The following is a 25,453-nucleotide window of genomic DNA, read 5'->3' as shown; positions in this document are numbered from 1 at the left end:
TTTCAGTGAAGGCTAACGTGCGTACGCACGTTAAGCCCGCAGGGCGGCCGGCGCTAAAATTCAGGGTGTAATTTTTTATTTCAGCCATAGTCTCACCCCCTCAATTGCGCGCATAGTTTTCTTCGCGCAGTGAGCGGGGCGTCACCTCGCGCGGGTCAATCGAAACCGGCTCGTAGATCACGCGCTGCTGTGCGGCGTCGTAGCGCATCTCCACCGTGCCGGACAAGGGGAAGTCCTTGCGGAACGGGTTCCCGACAAATCCGTAGTCGGTCAGAAGGCGGCGCAGATCCGGATGGCCGGTAAAAATGATGCCGAACAGATCGAACGCTTCTCGCTCGAACCAGTTCGCGGCCGGCCAGACCTGTATCGCCGACGACAGGATGGGCTGGGCATCGTCCTCGGCGAACACGCGCACACGGAGGCGCATGTTATGGGCAATGGAAAGCAGATGATAGACCGCTGCAAAGCGCGGACCGGGGTGCACGCTATCCGCCACATAGCGCCCGTCCTCGCTCGTTTCGCTGCCATAGGCGGAGTAATCAATGCCGCACACATCGATCAATTCCTCGAAGCGGAAGGCGGCGTCGTCGCGCAGCCGGGTAAACACACTGATCATGTCGCCCGCCTTGACGACTAGGGTCAGCTCGCCCAACCGCTGCTCAAGACCGACAATACCGGAGCCGAATGCCTCGGCCAGATTGGATTTCAGAATATCGAGATCGGTCGCCATGATTTGCCTATCGCGCAATGGTGTTGGTGCGCTTGATCTTGTTCTGCAACTGGATCACGCCGTACAACAGCGCTTCTGCCGTCGGTGGACAACCCGGAACGTAGATGTCCACCGGCACAATGCGGTCGCAGCCGCGTACCACAGAGTAGGAATAATGGTAGTAGCCGCCGCCATTGGCGCACGACCCCATGGAGATCACCCAGCGCGGCTCGGCCATCTGGTCATACACCTTGCGCAAGGCCGGGGCCATCTTGTTGCACAGCGTGCCGGCCACGATCATCACATCGGACTGGCGCGGACTGGGGCGGAAAGCGCCGGCGCCAAATCGGTCAAGATCGTAACGCGCGAGTGCCGCATGCATCATTTCCACGGCACAGCAAGCCAGACCAAAGGTCATCGGCCACAGCGAACCGGTGCGCGCATAGTTGATGATGGTGTCGGCAGTCGTCGTGACGACGCCCTTCTCCAGAATACCTTCAATGCCCATAACCCATCCCTTTCTTCTCCGCGCACTGGAACACGACTCGCGGACGGTCACATCCCCGCTGCGCGGGGCCCCTGCTCCCTGCTCGTGCTGCCGCCTCGGCAAAATTCCGTTCCACCCAATTCACCGTGTCGGCGTCTGGCAGCACTCGCGGACGGTCACATCCCCGCTGCGCGGGGCCCCTGCTCCCTGCTCGTGCTGCTACTCCCACTCCAGCGCTCCCTTCATCCATTCGTAGATGAAGCCAACCACCAAGATGGCGAGGAAGACCATCATGGAGACAAAACCGAAGGTGCCGATTTCCTTGAGCACGATGGCCCAGGGAAACAGGAAAGCGATCTCGAGATCGAACAGGATGAACAGGATGGCGACCAGATAGAAACGCACGTCAAATTTCATGCGCGCGTCTTCGAAGGCCTCGAAGCCGCACTCGTAGGGAGACAATTTTTTTTCGTCAGGACGATTCGGGCCAAGCAACCGGCCCAGAACCAGAGGCGCAATACCGATCGCCAAAGCAATGCAGATGAACAACAGTACCGGAAAATAATTTTCCAACATGCTTATGCTCCCCCTCCATCAGTCCGCGATATAGCGGCTTACCAAGCGATGCTTCTGTTTTTCCGACCTTTTGCCAAGGTTCTTGTTTTTGTGTTATCTGGTGCGGGGCATGGGACTCGAACCCACACGTCCTTTCGGACACAGCCACCTCAAGGCTGCGCGTCTACCAATTCCGCCAACTCCGCATGTAACCTATTTATTTGGGTATTTGATTGACCTTCGAATCAGGCGCATCAACAGCGGCAGGCACATTCTTTTGCAGCGTATTCACATCAACCCTGTCCATCACCCCGGACACTTGCGCTGGTTGCGCATACAAATAGGTCAAAGTGAGACTGGTAATAAAAAAGACAGTGGCCGCAACCGCAGTGCTCCGGCTCAAGAAATTAGCCGAGCCGCTGGAGCCGAAAAGGCTGCCCGCCGACCCGGAACCAAACGCCGCACCCATGTCGGCCCCCTTGCCGCGCTGTACCAGAACCAGACCAACCAGAATGACTGCCGTCACCACATGCACCACCCAGACCAATGTTTCCACACTTGACTCCAACGCTAGTTATTGTTGCGCGGCGCGACAGATCGCCACAAACTCTTCCGCCACCAGCGACGCACCGCCGATCAGCCCGCCATCGATGTCTGGCATCGCCATCAACTCTGCTGCATTTCCCGGTTTCATGCTGCCCCCGTAGAGGATCCGCAATCCCCCGGCCACTTTGCCGTCCAGTTGCGCCACCCGGCTGCGAATGAAAGCGTGCACCGCCTGCGCCTGTTCAGGGGTCGCGGTCTTGCCGGTGCCGATCGCCCACACCGGCTCGTACGCAATCACGGTCTTTGCCACCGATTGCGCGCCGGCGTGATTGAGCACCACTTCCAATTGACGCGCCACCACTTGCTCGGTCACCCCGTCTTCGCGCTCCTGCAGGGTCTCGCCCACGCAGAAAATCGGCGTCATGCCGAACTTGATCGCCGCGTCGAACTTGGCGGCCGCGATATCGTTGCTCTCATGAAACAGCGCGCGCCGCTCGCTGTGGCCGATGATGACATAGCGGCACCCGAAGTCGGCCAGCATGCCCGGGGCCACCGCGCCGGTGAACGCGCCCTGCTCGTGCTGGCTCAAATTCTGCGCGCCCCATGCGATATTGCTTCCCTGCAACATCGACTGGGCCTGCGCCAGATAGGGATAAGGCACGCACACGCCGTAGTCGGCGGCACGCAACTCCTTGACTCCCGCCAGCACAGCTCCCAGCAACGCCTTGTTGCGGGCGAGATTGCCGTGCATCTTCCAGTTTCCGACTACCAGCTTGCGTCGCATGACACTTTTTCTTTCGACGATTCGAGTTGCCGGATGTTACCGATGAATGGCCGCAGGGTCAATCGATGTAATGCCTATAGGCGGATTGAATTACTTCCGTTTGCGTGATAGCCGCCTGCACAAGGTCAGCAAAACACCACGAAGAACCTAGCCGAAGCGGCCCGTGATGTAGTCTTCCGTCTCCTTGCGTTTCGGGTTGGTGAACACATTGTTCGTATCCCCGAACTCGATCAGGTTGCCCAAATACATGTAGGCCGTGTAATCGGATACCCGCGCCGCCTGCTGCATGTTGTGGGTCACGATCAGGATCGCCACCTTCTCCTTCAATTCGGTCACCAGTTCCTCGATGCTGCTGGTGGCAATCGGATCGAGCGCCGAAGTCGGTTCATCGAACAGCACCAGTTCCGGATCGATGGCCAGCGCACGGGCGATGCACAAGCGCTGCTGCTGGCCGCCCGAAAGATTGAACGCCAAGCCTTTCAACCGATCCTTGACTTCATTCCACAGCGCGGCACCGCGCAGAGCTTCTTCCACTTTGGCGTCCAGATCGTAGCGATTTCTCACCCCGCGCACGCGCAAGCCGTAGGCAACATTCTCGTAGATCGACTTGGGAAACGGGTTCGGCTTCTGGAATACCATGCTGATGCGCATCCGCACCTCCAGCGGATCGACCTGGCGCGAGACGATGTTGATGTCATCCGGATGCAGAATGATCTCGCCCTCGTAGCGGTTGCCGGGATACAGATCGTGCATGCGGTTGAAGCTGCGCAAGAAAGTCGATTTGCCGCAACCGGAAGGACCGATCAGCGCCGTCACCTGTTTTTCGGCGATCGGCATGTTGATGTTCTTCAGGGCCTGCACCTTGCCGTAGTAGAAATTAAAATTCCTGACTTCGGCTTTAAGGGCTACCGCAGACGGGCTCTTTTCAGCAGTCGTTATCATTGATTCCCGCTCCTACCATTTGATGTTTTTACGAATCTTATAACGCAGATAAATCGCCAGCGCATTCATGGCCAGGGTCATGGTGATGATCACCACACCGGTCGCCGCCGCATTGACCAGGAAGGCCTCCTCCGGCCGCGACACCCAGTTGAACATCTGGATCGGCAATACCGTGAAGGGCGAGAACAGCCAATCGAACAGGCCGGCGACCGGCTCTCCCGCTTCACCGGTGAAGGGTACCGGCGGCAGGAAGGCGATGAACGTCAGCGCGCCGATCGTGATGATGGGCGCCGTTTCGCCGATGGCGCGCGACATGCCGATGATCACCCCGGTCAGGATGCCGCCGCGCGAATAGGGTAGCACATGGTCGCGTATCATCTGCCAGCGGGTGGTCCCCAGCGCATAGGCCGCCTCGCGAATCTCGCGCGGGATGGTGCGCAGCGATTCGCGCGTCGCCACGATGACGATGGGCAAAATCAGCAACGCCAAGGTCAGCCCGGCGGTCAGGATACTTTGCCCCAGATCCAGCTGATAAACAAACAGGCCCAGCGCCAGCAGGCCGTAAATGATCGAAGGCACACCGGCCAGATTGCTGACGTTGATTTCGATGATGGAGGTCAGCAGATTTTTCGGCGCGTACTCCTCGAGATACACCGCAGCCGCCACCCCCATCGGCACTGCCACCACGGCGGTCACCAGCAACACCAGCACCGAACCGACCCAAGCCGACAGGATGCCGGCCTGCGCCGCACGCCGCGAGGGAAACGAAGTGAAGAAGTCATAATTGAGACGCTCCAGCCCGTCGAGCAGCAAATTGGTGAACAGACCGAGCAGGGTGACCACGCCCACCATCATGCAAACCAGACCGATCAGGGAAAACATATAGTCATTGAACTTCAGCCGGCGGATCAGCGCGCGCAGCTGTTTCGTGTCTTTTTGTTCGCCCATTTCAATAGACCTCACGGAAACGTTGACGCACGATTTGGCCCAGAATGTTGAAGACCAGCGTCATCAGGAACAGCACCAGACCGACGGCGAAGATGCTTTGATAGCCGATCGAACCGTGCGGCAAATCCCCCAGGGCAACCTGCACGATATAGGCCGTGATGGTCGCCGCAGCCTCGGTCGGGTCGAAGGTAAAATTGGGCTGCTGGCCCGCGGCGATCGCCACCACCATGGTTTCGCCGATCGCACGCGACATGCCCAGAATGTAGGCCGAAATGATGCCCGAGATGGCAGCCGGCGTGATCACCCGCAGCGCGGTTTGGAAACGGGTCGCACCCATTGCGTAGGAGCCTTCGCGCATCGCCATCGGCACGGCCTTCATTGCATCTTCGGACAGGGACGAGACGTAGGGAATGATCATGATGCCGATCACGATACCCGGTCCCAGCATGTTGAAGCCCGGCAATTCCGGCATGACGGTTTGCAACAGCGGGGTAACCACCAGCAGGGCGAAATAGCCGAACACCACGGTCGGCACGCTGGCAAGCAGTTCAAGGAAGGGCTTGACCACCTCGCGCACCTTGTGCGGCGCGAATTCGGACAGATAGATGGCGATGATGCTGCCGATGGGAATCGCCACCAAGAGGGCTACCGTCGAGGTGACCAGGGTGCCCATCACCAGCGGCAAGACCCCGTATTGCGGATTCTCGAACAGCGGCGACCATTGCGTATTGGTCAGGAATTCGAGCAACGAGACATGCTCAAAGAAAACCATCGATTCGTACAACAGGATGGCCACGATGGAAACGGTGATGGCCACCGCCGAGAAAGCGGCCAGGAACATGACAGCCTCGACCAGCTTTTCCCGCCGATGCACCCAGGGATTGCGCGCAAATCGGGTACTTGTTGATGTTCTTTCCATATCTGGCCTCAGCTTCCCTCACCGCAATTCATTCGAGGTCGGCATTCTAACAGGTTGATTGTTACAAACGAATGCGCGTTCCGGGAATATCCCATGAAAAATGGCGGGGCCGTTCTGACCCCGCCATCGTCAATCCAGCAAAACGCGGATTATTGTTTGCCTTCGCGAGTCAGCAGATCTTTCATTTCCACCCCCACCTCGGCTTCGCCTCCAAAACCGGTGCCGGTCTTGCGACTTTTCAGGTTTTTCAGCGCCAGCTTGTAATCCTCTTTAGCCAGCGGTACATAACCCACTTCCTTGGTCAGGGTGGCCGCCTTATTCAGGTAGAACTCCACAAATTCTCCCACTTCCGGCTTGTCTGCAGCTTTCGCATTGACGTAAATGAAGAGCGGGCGTGCCAACGGCTGATAGGTACCTTTCATTACGGTTTCAACAGAAGGCAACACCGCAGGCTTGCCGTCTTTTTCAATGATGGCGACCGCCTTCATCTTCTTCTTGTTTTCCGCATAGTATGCATAGCCAAAGTAGCCCAGCGCATTCTCGTCACGCGAAACACCCTGCACCAGGACGTTGTCATCCTCGGAAGCGGTAAAGTCGCCGCGGCTGGACTTGGATTTGCCCACAATCGCTTCGGTGAAGTAATCGAAAGTGCCGGAATCGGCACCCGGACCAAACAGCTTCAACGGCGCATCAGGCCAGGCCGGATTGATCTGGTTCCAGCGCGTGATCTTGCCCTGCGCAGCCGGTTCCCACATCATTTTCAGCTCGGCCACCGTCATCTTCTCTGCCCAGGTGTTTTTGGGATTGATGACGACCGTCATCGCGTCGAAGGCAACCGGCAATTCGATGTAGGTGATGCCGTTCTCCTTGCACAGGTCCATTTCCTTGCGCAGGATGGGACGCGAGGCATCGGAGATGTCGGTATCGCCACGGCAGAACTTCTTGAATCCGCCCCCCGTGCCGGAAACGCCGACCGTCACATGCACCTTGTTCTTTTTGGCTTTCTGGAAATCCTCGGCCACCGCCTCAGTGATCGGAAACACCGTGCTGGAACCGTCCACAGCCACCAGTGGTGTTGCCGCGTGCGCCGACAGAGAGGCCGCCAAAGCGCCGCCCATCAGGACGGCAACCGCCAGAGTCTTCAATTTTAAATCAGTCATATTTTCCTCAACGAAGGGTTAGTAAAATGTGTTCGCTCATCACACGCTCTGTGACGGGCGGCATCCTAGCGCCCCAATGTGACAGGATTATTACAGAAGGACCGGGGCGATCCGTTCGCCCTTGCTCCTGCTTGCGGGGGAAAGTTGGATAGGTGGAAACGGGCATGGCAGGTTTCAATCATGGGCGGCACATTTGCCATGCCCGTCAGGCTTGAGCCAGCTTGCTGACCGCTTCGGCGATCTTTTCCGCGCACAACCGCACCTTGGCCACGTCCTCGCCCTCCACCATTACCCGCAGCACCGGTTCGGTGCCGGAAGGACGCAACAGCACACGCCCTTTTCCTGCCAGCATGATTTCGGCGGTTTCGACCGCATGTTTCACAGCCGGATGATTGACATAATCGGTCTTGCCGCCGACACGCACATTGATCAGCACTTGCGGATACATCTGCAGGTCGCCTGCGGCCTCGGCCAGCGTTTGCTGTTTCATGCGCAGCGCATGCAACACTTGCAGCGCGGAAATAATGCCATCCCCCGTACTGTGCTTGTCGAGACAGATGATGTGGCCGGAGTTTTCGCCGCCGAGCTGCCAGCCGTGCTGCTGCAACAACTCCATCACATAGCGGTCGCCGACTTTGGCGCGCGCGAACGGAATGCCCAGATGCTGCATGGCGTGCTCGAACGCCAGGTTGGTCATCAGCGTACCGGCCACGCCGCCCTTCATCGCGCCTTCGGCATGGCGATGCCGGGCGATGACATACAGCAACTGGTCGCCGTCATAGAGTTTGCCCGCGGCATCCACCATGATGAGACGGTCGCCGTCGCCATCCAGCGCGATGCCGAGATCGGCCTGGTGTTCGACCACGGCCTTTTGCAGGTTTTGCGGCTTGGTCGCACCGTAGCCGTCGTTGATGTTCAGGCCGTTCGGCTCGGCGCCAATGGCCACCACGTCCGCCCCCAGTTCGTGGAAGACATGGCGCGCGATGTGGTAGGTCGCGCCGTGTGCGCTGTCCACCACGAGCTTCAGGCCGCGCAAATTCATCTCGCTGGGAAAGGTGCTCTTGCAAAATTCGATATACCGCCCCACCGCATCGTCGATGCGCTTGGCCTTGCCCAGATTTTCCGAGGCGTTGGTCTGCATCGGCTGTTCCAGTTCAGCCTCGATTGCGAGCTCAATCGCATCCGGCAGCTTGGTGCCGCTGCCGGAGAAGAACTTGATGCCGTTGTCCTCGAACGGGTTGTGCGAGGCGGAGATGACCACCCCAGCCTGCAAGCGCAGGGCGCGGGTGAGATACGCCACCGCCGGCGTCGGGATGGGGCCCGCCAGATAGACATCGATGCCCGCCGCGATCAGCCCGGCCTCGAGCGCGGATTCCAGCATGTAGCCGGAGATACGCGTGTCCTTGCCGATCAGCACGCCCGGACGCTCGCCTTGCGCATGCTCCGCGCTCGCCAGAACCTTGCCCGCGGCAAAACCCAGATGCATCACGAATTGCGGCGTGATCGGATGCTCGCCCACTTTGCCGCGCACGCCGTCGGTACCGAAATATTTCCTGCCCATCATAAATTCCGCCCCTTTTAAACATCCCACCACAGAGACATGGAGAAAACCAAAAACACCCGCTTCCAGATTCAAACGCCAGAGATTGTTTTGCTTTGGGTATGCTCTGTGTCTCTGCGTCTCTGTGGTGAATGGTTTTCATCAATTATCTGCCATACCTTCAGCGCATCCACCGTCTCGCGCACATCGTGCACGCGCACGATGGCCGCACCGCGCTGCACCGCGAGCAACGCGGCGGCCACGCTGGCCGCGACGCGCTCGCCGATGCCGCGCCCGGTAATCGCCCCCAGCATGGACTTGCGCGACAAGCCGGCCAGCACCGGCACCCCGAGCGCAGACAAGGCATCCAGGTCGCGCAACAGCGCAAGATTATGCGCCAGCGTCTTGCCAAATCCGAAACCCGGATCGATGACGATGCGATTCCGGGCGATTCCCGCCGCCTCGGTTGCGGCGACGCGTGCGCGCAGAAAAGCGCCCACTTCTGCCACGACATCGGCATAGTGCGGTTGCTGCTGCATGGTCTGCGGATTGCCCTGCTTGTGCATCAGACACACTGCAGCAGCGCTGGCCGCCACCGCCTGCAGCGCGCCTTCCGCCCGCAGCGCATTCACATCATTGACCAGACTTGCACCCGCCGCCAGCGCGGCGCGCATCACTTCCGGCTTCCAGGTATCGATGGAGAGCGGCACCGCAACACCGCGCAATCCTTCGAGCACCGGCAACACCCGATCCAGTTCCTCCTGCACACCGACTTCCGCCGCACCGGGACGCGTCGATTCGCCGCCGATGTCGAGCATATCGGCGCCGTATTCAATGAGTCGGTGCGCGTGTGCGATGGCAGTTGCGGCGGAAGCATGAAGGCCGCCATCCGAGAAGGAATCCGGAGTGACGTTGACGATGCCCATCACGAGAGGGCGCGCAAGGTCAAACTGGAATTTGCCGCAGTGAAGTGACATCGGGTTCGAGGATTCTGGATTGAGGAAAATCCGCCGCCCTGCCCGTGGCCTATTCCCCGATCCTCGCTCCTGCTTTCAGGTTTCCTGTGCCGGCTCGCCGGTGGCCGGCGCGGTCGGTGTCTCATCCTTAGGTGGCTGTGCAGCGGGCTGCACGGGTGCCGGTTTGGGCGGGCGCGGCGGCTTGCCCGCCATGATGTCGTCGATCTGGTCGGCATCGATGGTCTCCCATTCCAGCAGGGCCTTGGCCATCGCCTCGATCTTGTCGCGGTTCTCTTCGATCAGTTTGCGCGCCAGCGCATATTGCTCGTCGAGGATGCGCCGAATCTCGGCATCGACCTTCTGCATGCTCGCTTCTGAAATGTTCTTGTGCGTGGTCACCGAACGGCCAAGGAAAACTTCACCTTCATTCTCGCCATACACCATCGTACCCAGCGCATCGGACATCCCCCACTGCGTGACCATCTTGCGCGCCATGTCGGTCGCGCGCTCGAAGTCGTTGGAAGCACCCGTGGTCATTTGATTCATGAATATCTCTTCCGCAATACGCCCGCCGAACAACACGGTAATCGTCGAGAGAAGACGAATCTTGTCCATACTGTAACGATCTTCGGACGGCAACTGCATGGTCAGCCCCAACGCCCGGCCGCGCGGAATGATGGTCACCTTGTGCACCGGATCGGTCTTGGGCATCAACTTGGCCACCAGGGCATGTCCCGATTCATGGTAAGCCGTGTTGCGCCGTTCCTCTTCCGGCATCACCATGGACTTGCGCTCGGCGCCCATGAATATCTTGTCTTTTGCCGCCTCGAAGTCGTCCATCTCGACGAACCGCTTGCCCCGGCGCGCCGCAAACAGCGCAGCCTCGTTCACCAGATTGGCGAGATCCGCCCCGGACATGCCGGGGGTGCCGCGCGCCAGCACATTGGCGTTCACATCGGGCGCACAGGGAACCTTGCGCATGTGCACCATCAGGATCTGCTCGCGGCCGCGAATGTCGGGCAGCGGCACCACCACCTGGCGGTCGAAACGGCCGGGACGCAACAAGGCGGCATCCAGCACGTCCGGGCGGTTGGTGGCGGCAATCACGATCACGCCGCTCGTCCCTTCGAAGCCGTCCATCTCGACCAGCAGCGCATTCAGCGTCTGTTCGCGCTCGTCATTGCCGCCGCCCAGTCCCGCGCCGCGCTGGCGCCCGACCGCGTCGATCTCGTCGATGAAGATGATGCAGGGCGAGTGTTTCTTGGCCTGCTCGAACATGTCGCGCACGCGCGCCGCGCCGACGCCGACGAACATCTCGACGAAATCGGAGCCAGAGATGGAGAAGAACGGCACCTTGGCTTCGCCGGCGATCGCTTTGGCCAGCAGCGTCTTGCCGGTCCCCGGGCTGCCCACCATCAGCACGCCGCGCGGAATGCGCCCGCCCAGATTCTGGAATTTGGAAGGGTCGCGCAGGAAATCGACCAGTTCCGAAACTTCTTCCTTGGCCTCATCGCACCCGGCCACATCAGCGAAGGTGAAGCGCTCCTTGTTTTCATCCAGCATGCGCGCGCGCGACTTGCCGAAGGAAAAGGCGCCGCCCTTGCCGCCGCCCTGCATCTGGCGCATGAAGAAGACCCACACCCCGATCAGCAACAGCATGGGGAACCACGAGATGAAGATCTGGGTGAAGAAGCCCTGCTCCTCTTCCGGCTTGGCCTCGACCTTGACCCCGTTCTTCAGCAGGTCGGAAACCAGCCAGATGTCGCTCGGGGCAAAACTGGTCACGCGCTTGCCGTCGGCGGTCACCGCTTTCAGGGTGCGCCCCTCGATCGTCACCTTGTCGATCTGTCCCGCGCGCACCGCCTCGAGGAACTGCGAATAGTCCAGTTGCACTTGCGCCGTCGCTTGCTGGCGCGCATTGAACTGGTTGAAGACGGTCATTAGCACCATCGCGACAACCAGCCAGATTCCGATACTCTTGAACAGATTATTCACACTTGCTCCTCATGATTGAGCGATAAAACGAGGGGGCATTAGACTACGTCCATGCTTATTTCTCAAGCTTGCCCAGCCCCACCAGATACTGTTCACTGCTGCGATCGCGCGAGGCTTTCGGTTTGCGCGCAACCACTTTGGCAAAGTGGCCGCGCATCGACTTCAGGTAATCCTCGAAACCGGCCCCCTGAAACACCTTGACCGCGAAATTGCCGCCGACCGCGAGGTGCTTGACGGCGAAATCCAGCGCAAGTTCCGCCAGATAGAGGGCGCGCGCCTGATCGGCCGAGTTCACGCCGCTCATGTTGGGTGCCATATCGGAAATTACAAGGTCGATCGGGCGCCCCCCCAGTTTTTCCTCCAGTTGCGCCAGTACGCCCTCCTCGCGGAAGTCGCCCTGGATGAACTCCACCCGCGGCAGCGGCTGCAAAGGCAGAAGGTCCAGCGCGATGATGCGGCCGTGCGCCCCCAGTTTCTGCGCCACCACTTGGCACCAGCTGCCGGGTACTGCGCCCAGGTCCACCACCGCCATGCCGGGCTTGATGAGATGATCGCGCTCGTTCAGTTCGAGCAACTTGTAAGCCGCGCGCGCCCGATAACCGTCCTTCTGTGCCATTTGCACATAAGGATCATTGACATGCTCCATCATCCATTGTTTGCTGGTTTTGGAAGCCTTCATCGTTTAGAATCCGCGCCTGTTTTCAAGAAAGTCATCATGTTAACTTTGTCCGTTTCCCAGCGCCTCGAACTCAAGGGGCGCGCGCATGCGCTAAAACCCATCGTCATGATCGGCAACGCCGGTCTGACCCCTGCAGTCCTGGATGAAATCGAGCGCAGCCTGAAAAGCCATGACTTGCTGAAAGTCAAGGTCATGCACGACGAACGCGAAGTGCGTGCAGGCATGTTGCAAGAGATATGCACCCTGCTCAAGGCGGGTGCGGTACAGCACATCGGCAAGACGCTGGTCATCTACCGCCCGCTGGAAAAGCCCATCGCCAAGGCGCCGAAACGCCCCCGGGGCAAACCGCTTACCAAGAAACAACTCGCCGGCAGGCGCTGACCTTGCGCAGCAGCCTCGAATTCTGCTCTAACATGGCGCAGCAATCGCGCTTCAGATGTACTGCACCTCGACCACTTCGTATTCGCGTATCCCGCCCGGCGCCTGCACTTCGGCAATATCGCCTTCCGTCTTGCCGATCAGTGCGCGCGCGATCGGTGAACTGATGGAGATTTTGCGGTGTTTGATGTCGGCCTCGTCATCCCCGACGATCTGGTAAGTCACCACATCGCCGTTGGTCACGTCTTCCAGTACCACGGTCGCGCCAAACACGCAGCGCCCGCCGGCATTCAGCGTCTTCGGATCGATGATCAGCGCGCTGCCCAGCTTGAACTCCAGTTCGACGATACGGCCTTCGACGAATGACTGTTTTTCCTTGGCCGCTTCATATTCGGCATTCTCCGACAGGTCGCCCTGCGCGCGCGCTTCGGCGATCGCATTGATCACGGCCGGCCTTTCCACGGTCTTCAACCGATGCAATTCCTGGCGCAAAGTTTCAGCGCCGACCACCGTCAATGGGATTTTGCTCATGATTTACTTCCTTTATTGGAAACGGGCGTGCAGCGACTGCACGTCATAGACCTGCAATTCGGCCAGGTATTGCATGCCCAGACAGGCCGCGCGCGCGCCGGCCATGGTGGTGTAATAGGTGACCCGGCCCTGTAGCGCCGCATGCCGGATGGAATAGGAATCCTTCATCACCGACGGCTTGCTGTCCACGGTATTGACGATGAGGCTGATTTCGCCGTTCTTGATCATGTCCACGATATGCGGGCGGCCTTCCGCCACTTTGTTCACCACGGTCACTTCCACCCCGGCCGCAGTGATGACCGAACCGGTGCCGCGTGTCGCCAGAATGGTAAAACCGAGCTGCTTCAGGGTGCGCGCAACTTCCGCCGCTCCCGTCTTGTCGGCTTCGCGCACGCTGATGAACACGCGGCCGGCCTTCGGCAATTTCACGCCGGCACCGAGTTGGGATTTGACGAAGGCTTCGGCAAAGGTCGCCCCCACGCCCATCACCTCGCCGGTGGATTTCATCTCGGGACCAAGAATGGTATCGACGCCGGGGAATTTGATGAAGGGGAACACCGCCTCCTTCACCGAGTAATACGGCGGGACAATTTCTTTCGTGATGCCCTGCGCGGCCAGCGACTGGCCGGCCATGCAACGCGCAGCGATCTTGGCCAGCGGCACCCCGCTCGCTTTCGACACGAAGGGCACGGTGCGCGAGGCGCGCGGGTTCACTTCCAGCACATAGACCGTCTTGCCCTGGATGGCGAACTGCACGTTCATCAGGCCGACCACGTTGAGCGCCTTTGCCATCGCCACCGTCTGGCGGCGCAATTCGTCCTGCAATGCGGCAGACAGCGAATGCGGGGGCAGCGAGCAGGCCGAGTCGCCGGAATGCACGCCCGCTTCCTCGATGTGCTCCATGATGCCGCCGATGATAACCTGCCGGCCGTCGGACACCGCATCCACATCCACCTCGATCGCATCATTGAGGAAACGGTCGAGCAGGATGGGCATACGCTCCGGCCACACCTTCGCCAACTCTTCTGCATCGCGCATGTAACGCTCAAGGTCCGGCTGGGCGTGGATGATCTCCATGCCGCGCCCGCCCAACACGTTGCTCGGGCGCATCACCAGCGGATAACCGATCTCGGCCGCACCCGCCACCGCATCGGCGGCATTGCTTGCGGTGCGATTGGGCGGCTGCTTCAGCCCCAGTTGCTGCAACATCGCCTGGAAGCGCGCGCGATCTTCCGCCATATCGATCATATCCACCGTAGTGCCGATGATGGGCACGCCGTTCTTGGCCAAACCGTGCGCCAGCTTGAGCGGCGTCTGACCGCCGTACTGCACGATCACGCCAACGGGTTTCTCGACCGCAACCACTTCCAGCACGTCTTCCAGCGTCAGCGGCTCGAAGTACAAACGATCCGACGTATCGTAGTCGGTCGAAACGGTCTCCGGATTGCAGTTGACCATGATGGTTTCAAAACCGTCCTCGCGCATCGCCAGCGCGGCATGCACGCAACAGTAATCGAACTCGATGCCCTGCCCGATGCGGTTCGGCCCGCCGCCCAGCACCATGATCTTCTTTTTATCAGTCGGCTGCGCTTCGCATTCTTCCTCGTAGGTCGAATACATATAGGCGGTGTTGGTGGCGAACTCGGCGGCACAGGTGTCCACGCGCTTGAACACCGGAAGTATCCCCAACGCATGGCGATAGGCGCGCACCGATTCATCATCAATTCCCAACAATTTCGCGAGCCGCGCATCGGCGAAACCGCTGCGTTTCAGCGCACGCAGATGATCGGCGGTGATGCTCTCCAGCGTGTGGCCCGACAACGCCTGCTCCTGCCGGATGATGTCGGCGATCTGCACCAGGAACCAGGGATCAATCGAACTCGCGTTGAACACCTCTTCCACGCTCATGCCGAGACGGAAGGCATCGCCCACCGCCCAGATACGATCCGGCCCGGGATTGCCGAGCTCGGACACGACAGCTTCGCGCTCGCTGAATTTTGTATCCAGTCCGTTCACGCCCACTTCCAGGCCGCGCAGCGCCTTCTGGAACGATTCCTGAAAGGTGCGGCCGATGGCCATCACTTCGCCCACCGATTTCATCTGTGTGGTCAGGCGGTCGTTGGCCTGCGGGAATTTCTCGAAGGCAAACCGCGGAATCTTGGTCACCACGTAGTCGAGGGTCGGCTCGAACGAGGCCGGGGTCGCGCCGCCGGTGATGTCGTTCTTGAGCTCGTCCAGCGTGTAGCCGACAGCCAGTTTGGCCGCGACCTTGGCGATCGGGAAGCCGGTGGCCTTGGAAGCCAATGCCGAGGAACGCGACACGCGCGGATTCATCTCGATCACCACCATGCGCCCGTCCTTCGGGTTGATCGAGAACTGCACGTTGGAGCCGCCGGTCTCCACGCCAATCTCGCGCAGCACCGCCAGCGAAGCGTCGCGCATGATCTGGTATTCCTTGTCGGTCAGCGTCTGCGCGGGCGCGACGGTGATGGAATCGCCGGTGTGCACGCCCATCGGGTCGAGGTTTTCGATGGAACAGATGATGATGCAATTGTCGTTGCGGTCGCGCACGACTTCCATCTCGTATTCTTTCCATCCCAGCAGCGACTCTTCGATCAGCAACTCCTTGGTCGGCGAGGCCTCCAGACCGCGCTCGCAGATCTCGACGAACTCCTCGCGGTTGTAGGCGATACCACCACCGGAACCGCCCATGGTGAAGGAAGGACGAATGATGGTCGGAAAACCCATCACTTGCTGCACTTGCAGCGCCTCTTCCATGGAGTGTGCGATGGCGGAACGGGCCGAAGCCAGACCGATCCTGGTCATCGCCTGCTTGAACTTTTCGCGGTCTTCCGCCATGTCGATGGCATCACGCGACGCGCCGATCATCTCGACCTTGTATTTTTCCAGCACGCCGTGCTTGGCCAGGTCCAGCGCGCAATTAAGCGCGGTTTGCCCGCCCATGGTCGGCAGGATCGCGTCCGGTTTTTCCTTGGCGATGATCTTCTCCAGCATCTGCCAGGTGATCGGCTCGATATAGGTCGCATCGGCCATGTCCGGGTCGGTCATGATGGTGGCCGGATTCGAGTTCACCAGAACGACGCGGTAGCCTTCTTCGCGCAGCGCCTTGCACGCCTGCGCGCCGGAATAGTCGAACTCGCATGCCTGTCCGATGACGATGGGGCCGGCACCGATGATCAGGATAGATTTTATGTCGCTACGTTTTGGCATTCTTGAATACTCAAGTTAGCCACGGATTAACACGGATGGAACACAGATAAAGGCATTGAAAGCCATATCCGTGAAAGTCCGTGTCAATCCGTGGCTCATTTTTGGTTTTCCATCATTTTGATGAATTTACCGAACAACGGCGCCACATCATGCGGGCCGGGACTCGCCTCGGGGTGCCCCTGGAAACAGAACGCGGGCTTGTCGGTCAGTTCAAAACCTTGCAACGTGCCGTCGAAGAGCGAGATGTGCGTGACGCGCGCATTCTTCGGCAGCGTTGTCGCATCCACCGCGAAACCGTGGTTCTGGCTGGTGATCATCACGCGCTTGGTCTGGGTGTCCTGCACCGGGTGGTTCGCGCCGCGATGGCCGAACTTCATCTTCACCGTCTTGGCGCCGCAGGCCAGCCCCATGATCTGGTGGCCAAGGCAGATGCCGAACAGCGGCACACCGGCTTCGAGGAATTTCTTCGCCGCCGCAATCGCGTAATCGCACGGCTCCGGATCGCCGGGGCCGTTGGACAGGAACACGCCGTCCGGCTTCATCTTCAGCACCTCATCGGCGCCGGTCTTGGCAGGGACAACCGTAATCTTGCAGCCGCGCTCGGCCAGCAGGCGCAGGATGTTGCGCTTCACGCCGAAGTCGTAGGCCACTACATGCAGGGCCGAGTGCTGGGTGCCGGGCGCCGAGGCATCGCCGTAACCGCTACCCAGTTTCCATTTCTTCTGCGTCCAATCGTAAGGCTTGTCGCACGTCACCACTTTCGCGAGGTCCATGCCTGCCAGTCCGGCGAAACCCCTGGCCGCCTTCAGCGCCGCCTCGACATCATCGCCCGATGCGATGCAGCCGTTCTGCGCGCCCTTGCTGCGCAGGATGCGCGTCAGCTTGCGCGTATCGATGCCGGCGATGGCAACTACATTGTTGGCCTTGAGATATTCTGGCAGGGACTGGGTCGCGCGGAAATTGCTCACCGTCTGCGACAGGTCGCGGATGACGAGGCCGCTGGCGAACACCTGGCGCGATTCCACGTCTTCCGGATTGCAACCAACATTGCCGATGTGCGGATAGGTCAGCGTGACGATCTGCTTGCAGTAGGAAGGATCGGTCAAAATTTCCTGGTAGCCGGTGATGGCGGTGTTGAACACCACTTCGCCGACACTCACCCCTTCCGCCCCGATGGAAATGCCGCGAAACACCGTTCCATCGGCTAGGACTAGGATGGCTGGCTTCGTTTGCGACACGGGGTGCTCCTTCAAGCGGGACATAAAGAAGCGGGAAGAACGTTGCGCTCATCCCGCCTTTGGACTGTGGTGCATTATAACCGATGCATCAGCGTGCATCAAACGCACGTTCAACTCCGCACGCACCCGCGCCTCAACCACCGGCATGAACCAACGCGGAGAAATGGGCATGCATCAAGGTGATTGACACCCTGAATGCCGGTGATCCGGCACAATTTCACGCACCAATCGAAACCCGATCAGAATATGTTTGAGGGTATCCGGGCGCGCGTGGCGCGCTGCGGAACGGCACACCCCGCAACCCCGATCGTCCCACGAGCCGCCCTTGACAATGCTGCGCCCCGCACCCTGCGGAGTGGCTGTCCATTCATACACCTGTCCGGCGCCATCCAGCACGCCAAAAGGGCTGGCACCGGAGGGATAGCGGCCGACGGGCAGGGTATCGAATGGGCCCTCATCCGCGCTATTGAGATTGTTTGCGGAAAACGCGTTACCCCACGGAAAATAACGCCCAGCCAAACCGCGCATCGCCTTTTCCCATTCGAATTCGGTGGGAAGACGCCAGTGTGCACCCGTTTTCAAACTCAACCACGCCGCATAATCCCGGGCATCGCCAAGACTGACCAATACCACCGGATGATCGGCACGCCCCGGTGGCGGCAGACGCGACTTCCAGGAAAACCGTTGCGTACTTGCGAAGGGATGGCGCAGGCGATAGGACGCCCAAGTCTTGGGTCCGACCTCCGGCAAACGATGGGGTGTCGCCGCAATAAACGCCGCATACTGCCGGTTGGTAATCGGTGTTGCCGTGATGCAATACGCTTCGCCGTACACGGTCCGGCGCGGCAATTCGTCGTTGTACCAGCCTTGCTCGCGGGTCAGCGGCATCTGATACGCCAATTCATCCAGGCGATAAGCCGCTTCGCGTTCGTCCGCATCCGAGCCCACGACAAACGCCGCAGCGGGAATTTCGAGCAACAGCGGCACATCACCAGCCGCGTGCGCAGGGTTGGCCCAGCAAAGGCTCAACGCAAAAATCCGCAGGTACAACCGACTCTGTTGCGGCATAGCCCCCCATCGTGCGCCACAAAATTTTCCTTTCTGTCCAGGCATGTGTCCTCCTCGCCCGCATCCGGACAACCTCCCCCTGGGCGCGTAAGAAAAGCAGCGTGTCCGCGACTACGCAGCCAGTTCAGCCAGTTCCACTGTTCTTAACGATCCGCCGGGGTTTCCAGTGTGTGCAATTAATGTTATTAAAGCAAATCGGGTCGAATCTTTCGCTGGCAATTTGAATCTTGCCCGCGTCATGCTTGGCGCACTGTTGATTTGGAGCCATTTCGCGGCAGCGGAGGCCTGGAATGGATTCGAGGTGCAGAATGCGCTGATCCCGCTCACCGCCATCGAGGGCGGCGGACCGCCGCGCGACAGCATCCCGACCCTCGATCATCCGCGCTTCACGGAGGCAAAAAACACGGATTGGCTCAAGGCGAATGACCGCGTGCTGGGCATTTACCGCAATGGCATCGCTCGCGCCTATCCGGTTGCCATTCTGAACTGGCATGAGATCGTCAACGATGTCATCGGCGACGAGCCAGTTACCGTGACCTATTGCCCGCTATGCGGCAGCGGAGTTGCCTTCAAGAGCGAAGTGGACGGGCGCAGATTGCGCTTCGCTGTTTCCGGTTTGCTCTACAACAGTGATGTTTTAATTTACGATCGCGAGACCGAGTCGCTGTGGTCGCAAATTCTGGGGCAAGCAGTGACCGGAAAATTCAAGGGAACCCGCCTGCAACGCATCGTGTTGACCCATACGCATTGGCAAGACTGGAAAAAACGTTTCCCGGACAGCAGTGTCCTGTCGCGCGCAACAGGATTCCAACGCGACTATTCGCGCAATCCCTACCATGGCTATGCGGAAAGCCGCAATATCTGGTTTTCCGTGTCCCATCAGGATGAACGGCTGCCCCCTAAAGCCTGGGTGGCAGGCGTGGAACACGAGGGCCATTTCAGAGCCTACCCGTTTGATGAATTGGCCAAGACCCCGGGTATGGTGCACGAACAACTTGGCAGCGCCGAAATTGTTGTGCACTACGACCCGGATAACCGCTCCGTCAGGGTAACCGATGCAACCGGCACGGAAATTCCGGTGATTGCCGCCTATTGGTTTGCCTGGTATGCCTTTCATCCCGATACGGAAATTTTCCGCGCCCCTGCTCACCCCTCGCGCAATGAGGCGCGGGATACCCCATGAAAACCACATCAATCAATCTCATCGGAGCACTCGGCCACCCCCTCGCCGCACAACTCGATGAACCGGAACACGGGGCGCGCGCAGTGGCCATCTTTGCACACTGCTTTACCTGCTCCAAAGACCTCCCTGTCGTCCGCCGCATTGCACGCACGCTCACCCAGCAGGGCTTCGCCGTTCTGCGTTTTGATTTCACCGGGGTTGGCCAGTCTGCGGGAGACTTCGCCCAGTCGAATTTCTCCAGCAACATCGAGGATCTGGTGTGCGCCGCAGATTGGCTGGCGGAAAATTACCAGGCTCCCGCGTTGCTCGTCGGACACAGCCTGGGAGGAACGGCCGTACTGGCCGCAGCCGCAAGAATAAAGTCCGTCAAGGCGGTTGCAACCCTGGGCGCCCCCTCCGAACCCGCGCACATCACCAAAATGTTCACCGCCGTCAGTGCCGAAATTGAGCGCAACGGGAAAGCCGATGTGCAGATTGGCAGCCGGGAATTCGAGATTTCACAACAGTTTATCGAGAACGCCGAAAGCTACTCGCTGCTATCGCAACTTTCTTCCCTGCATTGTGCGCTATTGATTTTCCACAGCCCCATCGACACCGTGGTTGGCATCCATCATGCCGCGGCCATATTCAAGGCCGCCAAACATCCCAAAAGCTTCATGGCGCTTGATCGGGCCGACCACATGCTCAGCAATAAGGCGGATGCTGAATTTGTTGCGCAGATACTTGGCCAGTGGGCAACACGCCATCTGTAAGTCAGCGCCTTCGGCCCTCGTTCCAGATCGAAACCGCCCTGCACAAACTGTTTCGACGTGTCTCCTCTACGGACGCTGGAAACGCGAACTCAATGTCACCCCCTTGATGCGGTCGAAACGGTCTCCCATCGCCTCGTCGAGTTTATTCAACCGATCTTCAGGAAGGGGATGGGTCTTAAACAGCAGTGCAACCCGGTCGTCATCTTGCGCCGCGTGACCGATCTGTTGCAACACGCCGGGTAATCCGTAGGCGTCGTAACCCGCCCGCGTCGCCAGCACGACCCCGATGCGGTCTGCTTCGAACTCGGCATCCTTGTCCAACCCGCGCGCAACGATTTCTGCGCCACTGCCGATGAGTTGTTGCACCGTGTCGTTGCCGCCGACCGATTTTGAAAGGGTTTTGCTGCCCGCCTCCACCAGCCTGCTCTGTTGCAAAATCTTCAGGTGATGCTGACGGATGACATGGCCAACCTCGTGCCCCAGCACACCAGCCAGATCGGCTTCATTTTGGAGGATGCGGTACAGCCCCAGCGTAACGAAGATGTAACCGCCCGGTGCGGCGAAGGCATTCACGTCTTCCGACTGGATGACACCGAAATGCCAAGGAAGGTCTGGACGCTCGCTCTGCGTCGCCACCCAGCGACCGACGCGGTTCACGTACTTCTGCAACCGGTTGTCTTTAACCAAAGGGGCTGCGCCCAATAAGTTGCCCGCAATCTGCCGACCGATGGCGATCTCTTCGCGCTCGTCGTGGCCTTTGAACTCCCTCATGGCTGCGGTGATCTCCGGATTGACGGGCGGGATGGATGCTTTAGCGGCATCGATCTTGCCTCTCAACGTCCCCAGATCGAATGCACCGGCACCGGCAGATACCAAACACAGTGAGAACAACAGCATCTGTACTGATTTTTTCATGTCACCGCTCCTCACTTCGCGGGCAAATAATCGAATGGGCGCGCGACCAGCTTGCCCTGCCTGGCAAATGTGGCCGCATCTGCCTTGCTTGATGCATTGGCTTCTGCGCGCTGCAACTCTGACTCGTTGAAGATCGCCGCTTTCAGTTCCTCCTCGTTCAAACCGCGCACGCCAGTCGTAGCCACCACCTTGCCCGTTCCGGCCCGCCCAGATGAAAGTGCGAGCAATCCAGGTGACTTGTTCGTCCCTTTTTTTGCTTCATTTCTACGCACGCTCAACATGTGCACCCAACCTGTCGTCGTGCCCGCTTTCGCCTTAAACCAGCCGCCCTGCTTGCTGAGAATATCCAACTTTTGGCCAACCGCGAGCGCCTTCACCGTTTTTGCATCGCGGAAAGGTTCGGCTTTCATGTCACCCGCTTTGGACATCGTGCCGGATTCACCGGCGAGCACCACCCCACTCTGCATCGCAACGCACAACACCACCGACACCAACCCGCATTTATACGACCCCATTGCGCCCCCCATCGTTGTCCCACTTCATCAATGCTTCCGCGAATATCACGCGCCAACCTTGTGCCGCCTGCTCGCCACCATGCAATCTGCCTTCATGCACGACATGGCGTGTTGCATCCTCAACATGCAACACGAAACGGCCCAACAAAGACGGCATGCCTTGCAGCACCGTCGCCACATCCGCCCGAATCTCCGCACAGGCCTCTGCATCTTCAACGTCCGCCGCCCATGAGATGGCGATGGTCTTCTCGAACAATCCCCACAAACCCTTCTGCGAACCGCTCAATATCTCCACACTCTTTTGCGGTGAGCCGATGCGCTTCAAACCGATGCGGATCTTGTTCAACATCGCATCAGGTATCACGTTGAGCCGGGTATCGAAGCGGATGAGCAGCAGCGTCGCCTGCACATCGCCCCGCCGTGCTGTCGCCGCACGCACCATGTTCTGCTCCAGCGCCTTGCCTGTCGCGTTGGCATACAGACGCGCCAGCGAGAAGTATGCGATACCCAACACCACAGGCCCGGCCAGGTTGATGTAGGTGTTTGAAAAATTGATGCTGGCGAACGAGAAGCCAATCAGGATGACTTGCGACAGACCGAACAACTTGTCGATATTGCCGCGTCCATCCTCGCGATAGAACGCCCACGCCGTCCCCCAGATGAGCGCCAAAGTGATGAGCAGATACCAGATGCGGCCTTCGGGGAAGCGGAGTGAATCGCCATGCTTGTTGTTGTCAATGGCCGTCGCCAGCACCTCCACGCCGGGATGCATCCGCGCCATCGGCGTTGCGCGCAAATCGAACAGTCCCGGTGCCGTGGATCCGATGACGACGATCTTGTCCTTGAACTCATCCTGCGCGCGCTGTTTGTTCTTGCTGCCCATGTCCGTATAGACATCCGAGAAACTCACGTAGTGATAGCTGAACGGCTTGCCGCGCCAGTTGAGCAAAATCTGTTCGGTCGAAGGTTCCGGCCAGCCCATGTCTTTGCCGATGCGCGAGGGCAGTGAAGGCACTTTCCAACCATAGCTGGGGATATACACCGGATATTTGCGCACCACCCCGTCGCTATCCAGCACCACATTGTGCGTACCCAGGCGACCGCTCTCGATGGCCGCCTGGAAGTGCGGCAGGATGACGGCGAGCGTCGCATCCTTCTGTTGCTCTTCATCTTCTATCGGCGACACACCGGGGATCTGCTCGACCCTGATCTGACTCAGCGCATCTGCACCCTGATCGAGGCGCAGCATGGGAAAGTAAAGGTTATTGGCAGACGCGATGGCGGCATCAAAATAGGCATCACTGTCCGCATTGTAGATATCGGCATCACTGAACAGGATGTCGAACACTACCGCTTTCGGCTGTTGCTTCTCGATAGCCTCCACGAACTCGCCCAACACTTGACGCGGCCACGGCCAGCGCCCGTAATCCTTGGACAGTGCGGCCAGACTCGCCTCATTGATATCCACGATAACAATATCCGGATCGGGCTTGGGCGGCGAGATGCGGTAACGCACCATGGCATCAAACGCCGCCGTGCGCATCTCACTGGTGATGTGCAACACCGTCGTGTCCAACACTGCAAACAGGGAGAAGATTCCTGCCAGATAGAAATAGAAACTACGCTTCCACACCCGGGCAAGGAATTCGGTGAATGTCTTGAACGCGAAACGCAGGCGACTGGTCAGTGCAAGCAGGCGATTATTCATGCGCGGATTCTAACAGCCTGGAATACACAAGAAAAACAAAAAGCCCGGCACAAGGCCGGGCAGGTGTGCTGCAAATCTGAATCCCTTACGCGAAATTCTTCGCCGCGAAATCCCAGTTCACCAGATTGTTGAGGAAAGTCTCAACGTATTTGGGGCGCATGTTGCGGTAGTCGATGTAGTAGGCGTGTTCCCACACGTCCACGCACAGCAGCGGCTTGTCGCCAGTGGTCAGCGGGGTGCCGGCGGCACCCATGTTGACGATGTCCAGCGAACCGTCGGCCTTCTTCACCAGCCAGGTCCAGCCGGAGCCGAAGTTGCCAACGGCGGAAGTTTGGAAGGCTTTCTTGAAGTCATCGAACGAGCCCCACTTCTTGTTGATGGCAGCGGCCAATGCACCGGTCGGCGCGCCGCCGCCATTCGGCTTCAGACAGCTCCAGAAAAAAGTGTGGTTGGAAACTTGCGCCGCGTTGTTATAGATGCCGCCGGACGCTTTCTTGACGATCTCTTCCAGGCTCGAATTCTCGAACTCGGTGCCCTTGATCAGATTGTTCAGGTTGGTCACATAGGCTTGATGGTGCTTGCCGTAGTGGTAGTCGAAAGTCTCGGCAGACATGTGCGGTGCGAGGGCGTCCTTGGCAAAAGGCAAAGCAGGCAGTTGGTGTTCCATGAGGGTCTCCTGATTAAAAATATCGGTGGGCTGAATGGTATCGCCACGGCGGCGAACTTTACCATACTTTTTCACTTGGGTATTACAGATGCCTTACAATACGCAGCATGAACGATACCCGCAAACAAACCGGCGCGGCCAAAACCGCGCGCAATCCGGTCAAGATCATCCCCTTGCAGGAACGCCTGCGCAAGCCGCAATGGATCCGCGCCAAAATCGGCAGCGGCGCCGGCTATCAGGAGATGAAACGCATCCTGCGCGAAAACGAACTCCATACCGTATGCGAAGAAGCGACCTGCCCCAACATCGGCGAATGCTTCGGCAAGGGCACGGCCAGCTTCATGATCCTGGGCGACATCTGCACCCGCCGCTGCCCGTTCTGCGACGTGGCGCACGGCAAGCCGCTGCCGCCGGATGCCGACGAACCGGACAACCTCGCCCGCTCGATCGGCCTGCTCAAGCTGCGCTATGTCGTCATCACCAGCGTGGACCGCGACGACCTGCGCGACGGCGGCGCGGCGCACTTCGCCGCCTGCCTGCGCGCGATCCGCACCGCCTCGCCCGCCACCAAACTGGAAACCCTGGTGCCGGATTTTCGTGGCCGCCTCGATATTGCGCTAGAGGCGATGGCGAGCGAATTGCCGGATGTATTGAATCACAACCTGGAGACCGTGCCGCGCCTGTATCCGCTGGCGCGACCCGGTGCGGATTACGCGCATTCGCTCAAACTTCTGAAGGATTTCAAGGCGCGTTTCCCGCAGGTGATGACCAAATCCGGCCTGATGCTGGGGCTGGGCGAGACCGACGAGGAAGTGCTGCAAGTGATGCGCGACCTGCGCGCCCACGATGTGGAGATGCTCACGCTGGGACAATACCTGCAACCGTCGAACGGGCATCTGCCCGTGTTGCGCTATGTCCCGCCGGAAACTTTCCGGATGTTCGAAGAGGCCGCGCGGGAGATGGGTTTTTCCCATGCCGCGTGCGGGCCCATGGTGCGTTCCAGCTATTTTGCCGACGTCCAGGCGGAACAGGCGGGCGTCGCCTGAT

The 25,453-nt window shown here is 59.4% G+C and carries 25 protein-coding genes and 1 tRNA gene; 4 read left to right on the top strand and 22 right to left on the bottom strand.

Annotated elements, in window-relative coordinates:
- Nucleotides 1–100: 100 nt before the first annotated feature.
- The 14 genes from ACKTSJ_RS00525 to ACKTSJ_RS00460 all read right to left on the bottom strand — a co-directional run bounded on the left by ACKTSJ_RS00525 (nucleotide 101) and on the right by ACKTSJ_RS00460 (nucleotide 12,220).
- The gene (locus ACKTSJ_RS00525; RefSeq protein WP_407896317.1) at nucleotides 101–730 is read right to left on the bottom strand and encodes an NADH-quinone oxidoreductase subunit C; all 630 of its coding nucleotides are present in this window, start codon (nucleotides 728–730) and stop codon (nucleotides 101–103) included.
- Between the two features lie 7 nt (nucleotides 731–737).
- Nucleotides 738–1,217 (bottom strand): NuoB/complex I 20 kDa subunit family protein, encoded by a 480-nt coding sequence (locus tag ACKTSJ_RS00520; protein WP_407896315.1) that lies wholly within the window; start codon nucleotides 1,215–1,217, stop codon nucleotides 738–740.
- A gap of 198 nt (nucleotides 1,218–1,415) precedes the next feature.
- Entirely contained in the window at nucleotides 1,416–1,772 is a 357-nt protein-coding gene (locus ACKTSJ_RS00515) for an NADH-quinone oxidoreductase subunit A (protein ID WP_407896313.1), read from the bottom strand.
- Between the two features lie 98 nt (nucleotides 1,773–1,870).
- A tRNA-Leu gene (locus tag ACKTSJ_RS00510) sits at nucleotides 1,871–1,957 on the bottom strand.
- Nucleotides 1,958–1,968: 11 nt separating this feature from the next.
- Nucleotides 1,969–2,307: a preprotein translocase subunit SecG gene (gene secG, locus ACKTSJ_RS00505; protein WP_407896311.1), complete on the bottom strand. Its 339-nt coding sequence runs from the start codon at nucleotides 2,305–2,307 to the stop codon at nucleotides 1,969–1,971.
- Between the two features lie 18 nt (nucleotides 2,308–2,325).
- The gene (tpiA, locus tag ACKTSJ_RS00500; protein ID WP_407896310.1) at nucleotides 2,326–3,081 is read right to left on the bottom strand and encodes a triose-phosphate isomerase; all 756 of its coding nucleotides are present in this window, start codon (nucleotides 3,079–3,081) and stop codon (nucleotides 2,326–2,328) included.
- 147 nt (nucleotides 3,082–3,228) lie between these two features.
- Entirely contained in the window at nucleotides 3,229–4,023 is a 795-nt protein-coding gene (pstB, locus tag ACKTSJ_RS00495; protein WP_407896308.1) for a phosphate ABC transporter ATP-binding protein PstB, read from the bottom strand.
- A 12-nt stretch (nucleotides 4,024–4,035) separates the two neighbouring features.
- A complete protein-coding gene (gene pstA, locus ACKTSJ_RS00490) occupies nucleotides 4,036–4,971 on the bottom strand; it encodes a phosphate ABC transporter permease PstA (protein WP_407896306.1) in 936 nt (311 codons plus the stop codon).
- Between the two features lies 1 nt (nucleotide 4,972).
- Nucleotides 4,973–5,890, bottom strand: coding sequence for a phosphate ABC transporter permease subunit PstC (gene pstC / locus ACKTSJ_RS00485; protein WP_407896304.1), 918 nt, complete (start codon nucleotides 5,888–5,890; stop codon nucleotides 4,973–4,975).
- Between the two features lie 149 nt (nucleotides 5,891–6,039).
- Entirely contained in the window at nucleotides 6,040–7,050 is a 1,011-nt protein-coding gene (locus ACKTSJ_RS00480; protein ID WP_407896302.1) for a PstS family phosphate ABC transporter substrate-binding protein, read from the bottom strand.
- 205 nt (nucleotides 7,051–7,255) lie between these two features.
- Nucleotides 7,256–8,611 carry a phosphoglucosamine mutase gene (glmM, locus tag ACKTSJ_RS00475; RefSeq protein WP_407896429.1) on the bottom strand — a complete coding sequence of 452 codons (1,356 nt, stop codon included), beginning with the start codon at nucleotides 8,609–8,611 and terminating at the stop codon, nucleotides 7,256–7,258.
- A gap of 71 nt (nucleotides 8,612–8,682) precedes the next feature.
- On the bottom strand, nucleotides 8,683–9,567 hold the full coding sequence (folP, locus tag ACKTSJ_RS00470; protein ID WP_407896300.1) for a dihydropteroate synthase: 885 nt from the start codon (nucleotides 9,565–9,567) through the stop codon (nucleotides 8,683–8,685).
- A gap of 75 nt (nucleotides 9,568–9,642) precedes the next feature.
- Nucleotides 9,643–11,541, bottom strand: coding sequence for an ATP-dependent zinc metalloprotease FtsH (gene ftsH, locus ACKTSJ_RS00465; RefSeq protein ID WP_407896298.1), 1,899 nt, complete (start codon nucleotides 11,539–11,541; stop codon nucleotides 9,643–9,645).
- A 55-nt stretch (nucleotides 11,542–11,596) separates the two neighbouring features.
- Complete coding sequence (locus ACKTSJ_RS00460) at nucleotides 11,597–12,220, bottom strand: RlmE family RNA methyltransferase (RefSeq protein ID WP_407896296.1); 624 nt, start codon at nucleotides 12,218–12,220, stop codon at nucleotides 11,597–11,599.
- Nucleotides 12,221–12,256: 36 nt separating this feature from the next.
- Between ACKTSJ_RS00460 and ACKTSJ_RS00455 the strand changes: the two genes are divergently transcribed.
- Entirely contained in the window at nucleotides 12,257–12,601 is a 345-nt protein-coding gene (locus ACKTSJ_RS00455; protein WP_407896294.1) for a YhbY family RNA-binding protein, read from the top strand.
- A 51-nt stretch (nucleotides 12,602–12,652) separates the two neighbouring features.
- Here the strand turns inward: ACKTSJ_RS00455 and greA are convergent, their stop codons facing one another.
- The 4 genes from greA to ACKTSJ_RS00435 all read right to left on the bottom strand — a co-directional run bounded on the left by greA (nucleotide 12,653) and on the right by ACKTSJ_RS00435 (nucleotide 18,627).
- Nucleotides 12,653–13,129, bottom strand: a complete 477-nt coding sequence (greA, locus tag ACKTSJ_RS00450) for a transcription elongation factor GreA (RefSeq protein WP_407896292.1) — start codon at nucleotides 13,127–13,129, stop codon at nucleotides 12,653–12,655.
- Between the two features lie 12 nt (nucleotides 13,130–13,141).
- On the bottom strand, nucleotides 13,142–16,360 hold the full coding sequence (carB, locus tag ACKTSJ_RS00445) for a carbamoyl-phosphate synthase large subunit (RefSeq protein WP_407896290.1): 3,219 nt from the start codon (nucleotides 16,358–16,360) through the stop codon (nucleotides 13,142–13,144).
- Between the two features lie 95 nt (nucleotides 16,361–16,455).
- A complete protein-coding gene (gene carA / locus ACKTSJ_RS00440; protein WP_407896288.1) occupies nucleotides 16,456–17,598 on the bottom strand; it encodes a glutamine-hydrolyzing carbamoyl-phosphate synthase small subunit in 1,143 nt (380 codons plus the stop codon).
- Nucleotides 17,599–17,772: 174 nt separating this feature from the next.
- On the bottom strand, nucleotides 17,773–18,627 hold the full coding sequence (locus ACKTSJ_RS00435) for a formylglycine-generating enzyme family protein (protein ID WP_407896286.1): 855 nt from the start codon (nucleotides 18,625–18,627) through the stop codon (nucleotides 17,773–17,775).
- A gap of 292 nt (nucleotides 18,628–18,919) precedes the next feature.
- Here ACKTSJ_RS00435 and ACKTSJ_RS00430 point away from each other — a divergent pair, with 292 nt between their 5' ends.
- Both ACKTSJ_RS00430 and ACKTSJ_RS00425 read left to right on the top strand, forming a co-directional pair.
- The gene (locus ACKTSJ_RS00430) at nucleotides 18,920–19,849 is read left to right on the top strand and encodes a DUF3179 domain-containing protein (RefSeq protein ID WP_407896284.1); all 930 of its coding nucleotides are present in this window, start codon (nucleotides 18,920–18,922) and stop codon (nucleotides 19,847–19,849) included.
- Complete coding sequence (locus ACKTSJ_RS00425; protein WP_407896282.1) at nucleotides 19,846–20,601, top strand: alpha/beta hydrolase family protein; 756 nt, start codon at nucleotides 19,846–19,848, stop codon at nucleotides 20,599–20,601. Before ACKTSJ_RS00430 ends, ACKTSJ_RS00425 begins: the two co-directional genes overlap by 4 nt.
- Before the next feature lie 66 nt (nucleotides 20,602–20,667).
- On the opposite strand, the gene ACKTSJ_RS00420 is transcribed toward ACKTSJ_RS00425, so the two are convergent.
- The 4 genes from ACKTSJ_RS00420 to ACKTSJ_RS00405 form a co-directional block, all read right to left on the bottom strand.
- Complete coding sequence (locus ACKTSJ_RS00420; RefSeq protein ID WP_407896280.1) at nucleotides 20,668–21,516, bottom strand: M48 family metalloprotease; 849 nt, start codon at nucleotides 21,514–21,516, stop codon at nucleotides 20,668–20,670.
- Between the two features lie 11 nt (nucleotides 21,517–21,527).
- The gene (locus ACKTSJ_RS00415) at nucleotides 21,528–22,031 is read right to left on the bottom strand and encodes an SH3 domain-containing protein (protein WP_407896278.1); all 504 of its coding nucleotides are present in this window, start codon (nucleotides 22,029–22,031) and stop codon (nucleotides 21,528–21,530) included.
- Nucleotides 22,018–23,739 carry a CHASE2 domain-containing protein gene (locus ACKTSJ_RS00410; protein WP_407896276.1) on the bottom strand — a complete coding sequence of 574 codons (1,722 nt, stop codon included), beginning with the start codon at nucleotides 23,737–23,739 and terminating at the stop codon, nucleotides 22,018–22,020. The genes ACKTSJ_RS00415 and ACKTSJ_RS00410 overlap by 14 nt, the downstream gene beginning before the upstream one ends.
- Before the next feature lie 85 nt (nucleotides 23,740–23,824).
- Nucleotides 23,825–24,406, bottom strand: a complete 582-nt coding sequence (locus ACKTSJ_RS00405; RefSeq protein ID WP_407896274.1) for a superoxide dismutase — start codon at nucleotides 24,404–24,406, stop codon at nucleotides 23,825–23,827.
- A 107-nt stretch (nucleotides 24,407–24,513) separates the two neighbouring features.
- On the opposite strand from ACKTSJ_RS00405, the gene lipA reads away from it, so the two are divergent.
- Entirely contained in the window at nucleotides 24,514–25,452 is a 939-nt protein-coding gene (gene lipA, locus ACKTSJ_RS00400; protein ID WP_407896272.1) for a lipoyl synthase, read from the top strand.
- Nucleotide 25,453: the final 1 nt, after the last annotated feature.

It is taken from the genome of Ferrigenium sp. UT5 (genome assembly GCF_045866295.1).
Taxonomy (GTDB): domain Bacteria; phylum Pseudomonadota; class Gammaproteobacteria; order Burkholderiales; family Gallionellaceae; genus Sideroxyarcus.
This window is presented reverse-complemented; position numbering and strand designations above follow the sequence as displayed.